General features: G+C 68.9%; 7 protein-coding genes. All 7 read right to left on the reverse strand.

Annotated features, from left to right (window positions below):
* Positions 1-371: CRISPR-associated endonuclease Cas1 (locus ACWEFJ_RS38900; protein WP_449716868.1), on the reverse strand; the 371-nt coding region annotated here is incomplete at its 3' end.
* Complete coding sequence (cas4, locus tag ACWEFJ_RS38905) at positions 364-999, reverse strand: CRISPR-associated protein Cas4 (RefSeq protein ID WP_449716869.1); 636 nt, start codon at positions 997-999, stop codon at positions 364-366. The genes cas4 and ACWEFJ_RS38900, both read right to left, overlap by 8 nt.
* Positions 1,000-1,010: 11 nt before the next feature.
* Positions 1,011-1,853 (reverse strand): type I-C CRISPR-associated protein Cas7/Csd2, encoded by an 843-nt coding sequence (cas7c, locus tag ACWEFJ_RS38910; RefSeq protein WP_449716870.1) that lies wholly within the window; start codon positions 1,851-1,853, stop codon positions 1,011-1,013.
* Between the two features lie 35 nt (positions 1,854-1,888).
* Positions 1,889-3,706, reverse strand: a complete 1,818-nt coding sequence (cas8c, locus tag ACWEFJ_RS38915; protein ID WP_449716871.1) for a type I-C CRISPR-associated protein Cas8c/Csd1 — start codon at positions 3,704-3,706, stop codon at positions 1,889-1,891.
* A 71-nt stretch (positions 3,707-3,777) separates the two neighbouring features.
* On the reverse strand, positions 3,778-4,368 hold the full coding sequence (cas5c, locus tag ACWEFJ_RS38920; protein ID WP_449716872.1) for a type I-C CRISPR-associated protein Cas5c: 591 nt from the start codon (positions 4,366-4,368) through the stop codon (positions 3,778-3,780).
* A complete protein-coding gene (gene cas3, locus ACWEFJ_RS38925; protein WP_449716874.1) occupies positions 4,365-6,620 on the reverse strand; it encodes a CRISPR-associated helicase Cas3' in 2,256 nt (751 codons plus the stop codon). The genes cas5c and cas3 overlap by 4 nt, the downstream gene beginning before the upstream one ends.
* A 1,111-nt stretch (positions 6,621-7,731) precedes the next feature.
* Complete coding sequence (locus ACWEFJ_RS38930) at positions 7,732-8,067, reverse strand: hypothetical protein (RefSeq protein WP_449716873.1); 336 nt, start codon at positions 8,065-8,067, stop codon at positions 7,732-7,734.
* Positions 8,068-8,389: the final 322 nt, after the last annotated feature.

The following is an 8,389-nucleotide window of genomic DNA, read 5'->3' on the forward strand; positions in this document are numbered from 1 at the left end:
AGGAGTTGGCGGTAGTTGTGCAGCTTGCCCGCGACGAACGCTTTGGCGAGGCTGAGTCGTGCGTGCGGGTTGTCGTGGGTGCGGACCTGGGCCAGACGCAGGTGAGGATTGCCGGTGTGGGGGCCGCTGGTGCGGGCGAGAAATCTGCCGTTGCGGGTCACCCAGGTGATGGAGCGGCCGTCGGCGGCGCAACGGTGCACGAGGTCGTCGGTGAGGGAGACGCCGTTCCAGGCGACGATGTGGTCGAGCCGGACCAGCGGCAGGAGGTGCCGTCCGGGTTTGTCGGGGTGCGCGATGCGCAGGGCGTCGCCGTCCAGGTGCAGGCTCGTTCCCGGCATGGTGGCGAACAGGGTCCGCAGGAGTTCAGTCACGCCAGTCTCCGTGGGGGCGCGGGGTGAACAGGTCTTGATGTGGGGCTTGTGGTGCGTCGGGAAGGCAGCCCGGTCGCAGTGAGCAGCGGTGGCATCGCGCGTCGTTGACCGGGGGTGGGAGTGTCCCGGTGTCGAGCAGGGCACGGACGGCGTCGGCGGTATCGGCGACTTCGCGGACCATGTCGTCGTCGACGGTGACTTCGTGGCGGCGCCGGTCCCGCCCGGTGAAGACCAGTCCGTACGGGACCGGCGCCTGGAACATTTCGCGCAGGCACAGCACCTGGGCGGCGACCTGCAGGTCGGCCGGCCCGCCGGGGTGGTAGCGGCCTGATTTGTGTTCGACCGGTGTGGGGCCGTCGTCGGCGAACTGGACGGTGTCGCAGATGCCGTGCACGCCGAGGGCGTCGCTCCACACCGGTAGCGAGTGCCAGACCTTGCGGCCCCGGCGGTCGTTGCGTGTTCCGATGTTGTCGACGGCGGCGTGGGCGAGGTCGCCGCGGACGGTGTCGATGTTGGATTCGAAGTAGCCGTCGAGGTGGATCAGCGCGGCCTGCCTCGGGCAGTAGGCGTGGTGCTCCAGCGCGGAGATGGGGATGCTGCGCCAAGTGTCGGCGAGTGAGTCGTGCACGGCCGCGACGCTCAGGCGAAGATTTTGGTCAGCGTGATGCCGGTGGGCAGGCCGTCGTCGTCGACGGAGACGACGTAGTCGCCGAACCGGCGGGCCGGGGTGCCCGGGTTGGCGGCGGTGATGGTGACGCGTTCGGTGAGGCGGTGGGCGGGTGCCGCGCCGAAGGCGTCGGGGTGGCTGAAGACGTAGAGGCCGCGTGCGGTCAGCGTGCCGCGGGTCGCGGAGCGGTCGTGGTCGAACATCATCTCCAGCGTGCGGTAGAGCAGTTCGAGATCCTTCGAGTCGACTCCGCTCTGGGTGCCTCGGGTGGCGGAGTAGTAGATCTCGACGCGGTAGAGGGCGTAGGGAACGGTCCACTTGCCGCCCATTTCGGTAGTCTCGCCCTTGTCGATGTCTTCCTGTTTGGTCTGGGTGACGCGGGTGATGGCATGGTCGGCGGGGAAGATCGGGTCGATGCTGCGGGCCATGCCGACCTGCAGCGGGCCGCGGATCTGGCCGAGAGCACCGGTCTTGCCGACCGAGAGCACCGCGCCGAACAGGCGGATGTCGGCGTAGCGGCCGCACAGCCAGCCGCGGGCGCGGTCCGCCTCCTCCTTGGTGATCTTGGTGCCGAGTTTGAGGCCGTTGGCCTCGTAGGAGGCTTCCAGACGCGGGTTGAGGGCGTGTCCGGCCTGGACGAAGATCCCGTAGCGGGGGTCGTCGCCGGCGGCGAGGGCGAGGGTGTCGCGGATCTTGCGCTTGAGGGCGACGTCGGTGACCAGGCCCTGTCCGGTTTCGTCGTCGGTGCGGGGCCGGTTGCCGGCGTCGGGGTCGCCGTTGGGGTTGCCGTCGGTGACGTCGAACAGGAACACCATGTCGTGGCGGACGGCGGGGTCGAGGTGGGGCTGGTTCATGCGGGGATCTCCTGCGCGGTGTGGTCGGAGGTGGGGATGTCGGTCGTGTCGTGGGTATCGGGACTCGGCCCGGTCGTGGTGGCGCGGTCGCCGGTGCGGCGGCGCAGGGTGGTGAATCGGTGGGCGCGCTGGTGGTGGTAGCCGAGCAGGAACAGCGTCTGCTGGGCGGGGGTGGAGTGATGGGGGATGCCTGTGCCGGCGTCGAGGAGGCCGAACAGCTCGTCGAGTTCGCGTCGATGGTTGACGCCGGTTCCGGCACGTTTGCCGCGGAACTTTCGCAGCCAGGCGTCGGCGAGCGTGCGGCCGGCGATCAGCGCGGATCGTGGGTTGGTCACCGCCCCGGCGAAGAAGCGGTTGGCGTAGGTGGTGTTGATCTTTCCTTCGAAGGCGTCGTGTTGGATCGCGTCGAGCGCGGCGAACAGGCGTCCGGCGACGTAGGCGGGTGTGGTGTTGGTCGGATCGAGTCCGGGCATCGGTTTCTCCGGGGCGAAGGGCGAACGCATGAGGGCGAGGTGGACCAGCGCCGCGCGGGGTGTGTCCAGACGACCGTCGGTGCGGACACGGCGCAACAGGTGGTTCAGCAAGGACGGCGGCAGCCGCGTCCCACGCAGCGCCGCGCGCAGCAGGTCGCGCTGCACCCCGTCCGGCCGGTCGGCGCCCTTGGTGCCGACGAACGCATAGCGTTTCTCGGCGCGCAGCCACCGTCCGGTGACCCGGACCAGGCGTTCCAGCGGTTGCGTCCAGGGCTCGTCGGGGTGGAGAGCGGCCATCCGCAGGTGCTCGAACCATGCGGTGACGTTGTTCTCGACCGCTTCCAGCGGCATCTCCAGCCAGTCCCGGACCATCACGCGGGCCACGTTGCCGCCTACGGTCAGGGCGCAGAACCTGGTGCCGTCGACCGCGGCCGGTGGACGTCCCGAGCGCACGGAACGGATCAGATCCGCAATCTGTCCGGGGTCGGCGTCGAGGATCAGCTTCATCGGATTGCGCTCGACCGGGCGGGTGACCCACCAGGCCAACCGACTGTCCTGGCCTCCGAAGGAAGCGGTGTCGGGCGAACCCAGCACCTTGACCAGGCCAGCGGACAGCCCTTCACCGCAGGTGAGACAGATCGGGGAGCAGGCAAGCTGGGTGGTCAGGTCGTAGCCGAAGACACGTTCGTTGACACTGACCAGTGCCGCGTCGTTGGACGCTCCCGGCACCAGCCGCGCAGGCACCTTCCCCGGCACGGTGTCCAGCAGCGGACCGACACGCCCGCACACCAGGCACAATCCTTCGCGACCCCCGCCTTTGCGGCGGGCGACCTCCGCGGCCCAGAACGACGGCACCGAGGGTGCACGATAGGCCGGCGTGCCCTCGACGGTGATCAGCACGCGCTGCTTGGAGCCCACCGCCGGATCACGGATCAGCCGGGACAATTCGCCCGAGCCGTAGAACAGCGACACAGCACGTGCGATCGGGTCGTCGCGGCCCTCGGGGCTGTCGGCCCACCGCCTGGTCAACTCGGCGAACGCCCGGTGGCACTGTTCGACCCGCTGCGGATTGCTGTCGGCATCGGCCCAACCCAGGACATACTGCACGTCGTCGGCCGCGAGGTTGGGCGCCACCCCGACGGTGCGGACCACGGTGGGCACCACGTGCTCGGCACCGCGCGCTCGTCCGGCCGCGTCTGGGGCCATCAGGGACTCCAGTCCGGTGCCGTCGAGTGTGCCGTCGTAGCGCAGGCGCAGCTCCAGGTCGAACCGCAGGGCGCGGTGGAACGGCTTGGCCGCCGGGTCCTGGGCGGCGTGGTCGACCAGTCGTCTGATCAGCATCAGGCGGCCCCGGTGGCGACGATGCCCTGTTCCGGAACGTGCATGACCCCGTCGATCAGTTCGGCGTGGAATCAGGTGAACGACGGAGGCGTGGTCGAATGGTCGACCGAGTGCAACATCAGTCCCAGCTTCTCCGTGATCGGCTGTGCCGGTCGGCCGTCGGGATCGCCGAAATAGGCGCCGAATTCCCGGACGCCCAGGTAGGGCTGGGAGAAGCAGCTGCCACGGGTGACACGGCGGCGGAACTGGTCGCGATAGGCGGCCTCGGGCTTGTCCGACCGGTCCGTGGGCACCGCGTGGGCGTGGACGCGGTAGGCCACGTCGCGCAGGCACACGGCGTTGCGCTGCACCCGGTTGGCGACCGTGTCCAGTCGACGGCGTCCCGAGGCCGCGTCGGCCAATGACGCCAGGTCCGTGGTCTCGTTGCGGCGCTGCGTGAACTGCTTGATCTCCGACAGCACCTCCACGGCGACCACCTGCCACCGGAACTGCGGCTTCCAGTAGATCGCCTCCAGCACCCCCACCGCGGCCGACGGGGTCATCACCGGGTAGGACACCCGCTCCACTTTCAACTCCGGACGCGTGAACAGCGCCGCGTCGCCCCACACCTGCACCACAACCGGCGGCGCACCCGACGCCGACTTGCGCAGATCCAGACTCACCACACCGTGTCCTCTCCGATCGCTTCCTCGTCCACACCCACCTGTGCGTCGTAGTCGCCCCGCCACAACCGCAGGTCCTCGTGCCCGGCGACCACCGGCTCGCACAGGGCCCGCACATGCGGCGCGTCGGCCACCGCCCGGGGCAGGGGCACCATGTATTCGCGCAACTCCCGTAACACGGCCCCCGCCGGCACCGCCCGGGTCCGCAGTCGCCCGACCATCTCCTCGACGCGCGACTGCGGGTCGTAGCCGGTCACGATCACCGACACCGGATCCTCGTCGATCATGCGGAACGCGAGCCTGCGGTCACGATCCGAGCCGGCCCCGTCGCGCTCCGGCCCGTCCGCGACGGCCTGGAAATCCAGGGCGGCGCGGTTGGCCTGGACGACCGCGCCCCGCTCGGCCTCGTCGAGGTTCAACCCCGTGTACAGGGCGCGGTAGTAGCGGTCCAGCAACGCCGGGTCGTCCGGATCGCGCCCCGGACCGAAGATCCCCAGCGTCTTGGCCACCCCCGCCCGGTAGAACCCCGGCACCGACGCGTCGGAGGCGTCGAAGACCACCACCCGGCCGGGTCCCGGCAACCGGCCTTCCCGGTTGGCCCGTCCCGCCGCCTGCTGCAACGACTCCGCCGGGGCCAGGGCGCGGAACACCACTGGAAAGTCCACGTCCACACCGGCCTCGACCAGCTGCGTAGACACCGCCAGCACCGGTTCACCGTCACGAAGCAACGCGCGTATCCGGGCCAGCGCCGTGGCACGGTGCAGCGGGCACATCCGAGTCGACAGGTGCACCACCTCGGCTCCCGGAGCCTGCTCGGCCACCATCCGGAACAGCTTCCGGGCCTGGCCCACGGTGTTGACGATCATCAACGCCTGCGACTCGCGTGCCACCTGCCCCGCAACCTGCTCGAGCGTCGGCCGCGGATCGACCTGCCACTCGTACCGGACCCGCTTGAGCCGGGTGAACAGCTCCACCGGCGCGTCCACCAAAGGCTTGATGTCCAACCGCTTCCACACGTCCAAGTGCTCGAAACTCGGTTGCGTCGCCGAAGCCAGCAGCACGGTGGTCTCGAAGTACTCCGACAGCACCTTCAGCGCGTCCAGCATCGGCACGAGCAGCGACACCGGCAGCGCCTGCACCTCGTCCAGGACCACGACGGCGTCGGCCAGCCGGTGCAGCTTGCGCGACCGCGCCGGCCGGCGCCCGAACAGCGAGTCGAACAGCTGGACCGTCGTGGTCACCACGAACGGCGCGTCCCAGTTCTCCGCCGCCAACCGCAGACGCCGGTCGTCCAACTCGGCGTTCGAGTGGTGCTCCAGCACCACCTCCTCACCCAACAGGCTCCGATACACATCCGCGTTCTGCTGCGTGATCGTCGTGAACGGCACCGCCACCACGACACGCGCCTTGCGGTGCTTCGCCGCGTGATGCAACGCGAACCCCGCCGCGGTCATCGTCTTGCCCGAGCCCGTCGGCGCCGGAAGCCGATACACACCCGGCGCTCCCGACGCCCGCCGAACCACGTCCTCGTACAACGCCGCCCGAACGCCGTCCACATCGGACACGCCATATTCCCGGGCACGTTTCTCGAGCAGCGCCACGCGATTCGCCTCGAAGCGATCGACCAACTCACCCATGTCCACCGGCAGCGCGACCCGCGGTGACGAAAGCCCGTGCGCGTGAGCCGCCGTGTCCAAATGGTCCGCGTCGACCAACGCCGAGAACACCATCCGAACACCCATCTCCCCCACCAACGGGACCGCACCCCACGCCTCGGGCAACAACGCCGGCCCTGCCGTCAGCGCCCTCGCCTCGGGCACCACCGCGAAGAACCGCTCCAACGTCTCCCGGTCCCCCGGCTCCGCAGCCAACCCCGCCAGCGACCGCACATGCCCGAGCCCACCGTGGTGTCCCAACACCGACATCGCCGCAGCCAACGCACGTTCACGCACCAACAACGCACCCACACGCTTGTGATCGACACCCACCCGCGCGCCCGTGCCAGCCACACGCCGCAACTTGTCCTGCCACTCCACCGCACACTTCCCGGCGTCGTGCACAAGCCCCAACGCCCACGCCAGATCACCGGCCCCGAACGACGCCGCGAAACCGCGGGCTAATCGCGCCGTGGAACGAACGTGCTCCGCCAACCCATGCCATTGACCGGTCACAGCACTGGGACTGTGAGCCCACATACGAAACCCTTCACATCGCCGTCCCCCGACGAACGACGCGACCCTAGAGACCACCACCGACAAAACCCCCACTCCACCCCACCCACCAGCCAACAAACACCCGAATGGAGCAACCCCCGCCCGGCAGCGCCAACACCGCCGGACAGACCGACGCTGGCCCGCCGCTCCGCACGCAACGAGGCGCCCGCCCAAAATGCGAGCCCCGCCCCGGCCCGCCGACTCCGGCGGGCCGGCGCTGGGCCGTCGAACCGACCGCTCCCCGACCAACAGCCTGTTGTTTCGAGCCCCGCCGACCTGGCGGGCCAGCGCTACATTCCTGCTCGGCACTCAGATGCCCAGGTGGGTCAAGTTGCGATCCTCGCCGACCCTGGCGGGCCAGCGCTGCGCCCACGACCGTGATGTCCGCGCCGCCGCCGAGGTTGCGATCCTCGCCGACCCTGGCGGGCCAGCGCTGCCTCCGAGGTCACGACCAGGTCGTTGAGGTCCGTCTCGTTGCGATCCTCGCCGACCCTGGCGGGCCAGCGCTGCGGTGGGCCGTGCGCGACACCTGGCCCGACGAGTGGGTTGCGATCCTCGCCGACCCTGGCGGGCCAGCGCTGCGCTGCGCGAACAGGCTAAACGCCCGCGCAGCGCGACTGAAAACACACCACATCCCACAAAGCGAGACGACACGCCACCTCCAGCCTCGGAACCTCCCGGCGTGTCACGACACGCTAGGGATTCCCAACCGCGCCGCTGCGACAACCACAGACTTCGACCGACAATGACGGGACCCACCACGAACTCGAACGGCTCTGCCAACAACCAGCCCTCAGCCACACCATAGGCCCAACGACACCCCCCGACCCGTACCTACCAGACCACGACACCACCGCCACCCCGGCCAATCCGGCACCGCAGACGTCGCCTTCGGATCGCCACCGCACACCAAGGCTGAAGCCCACCGGTTCACCCATCGGCCGACACCGTGTCGCCAACGCAACAACCACCAGCTCGCCGACCACAGACCGCCCCGAACACGTCGGTTCACACCGAGGCAGACCTATATCAGCAGGTCCGAGCCGCTCCGGGACGTTCGACGCACAGTGACGGCGATTCACGCCGACGGGTGATACTTGGCGACGGTTACGCCGATTCACCCGTTCGGGACGACCCCATTTGGCGTTGGTCAAACATCTGGAGCGACCCGCTCCTGATTCCGCTCCAGAACACCGTTAACCAAGATCGAAAAGATACCGTTCCGTGACCAAGTGAAGATCGACACCCGCGCACGAAAAAGCCCGCTGACCTGGACAAACATCCAGATCCAGCGGGCTTCTTCAGACCGTCGGGACGACAGGATTTGAACCTGCGACCCCTTGACCCCCAGGCTCGCCCCGATCATGAGCTGACCTGCAGAAACAGCGTCGCCACCCTTTGCGACAGGCCAGTTGAGCGTAGCTCGACGCAAGCAGAAGCCGTTGCAGCACAACGAACTCTCCTCCACCCGCTCCTCCAGGTCCACTCCCTTGACACGAATCAAGTGAGTTCACTCCCACCGGCAGCAGGGTTGCAGCCGGACGCTTGAGCTGCCTCGATCGGTGCGAGGCCACGCTGGCCAATCCGCGATTGAGCGCTGCTGGGCGACTTCTGACATCCTCCGGCCAACTCATCCGTCTCCAGGACGGCCCCAACGGCACGTTCGTCACAGGCTGTCCGGCGGGCACTAGTGGCTTGTCACGCAGCCTTGGTCGGGTAATGGGTCCAAGTGCGGATGGGTGAGTCGGTGGCGAAGCCGGTCTTGGGCTGGGCTCGGGTGTTGCGCCAGCGGATGAACGAGCCGATGG

Source organism: Actinosynnema sp. NPDC004786 (genome assembly GCF_053601135.1).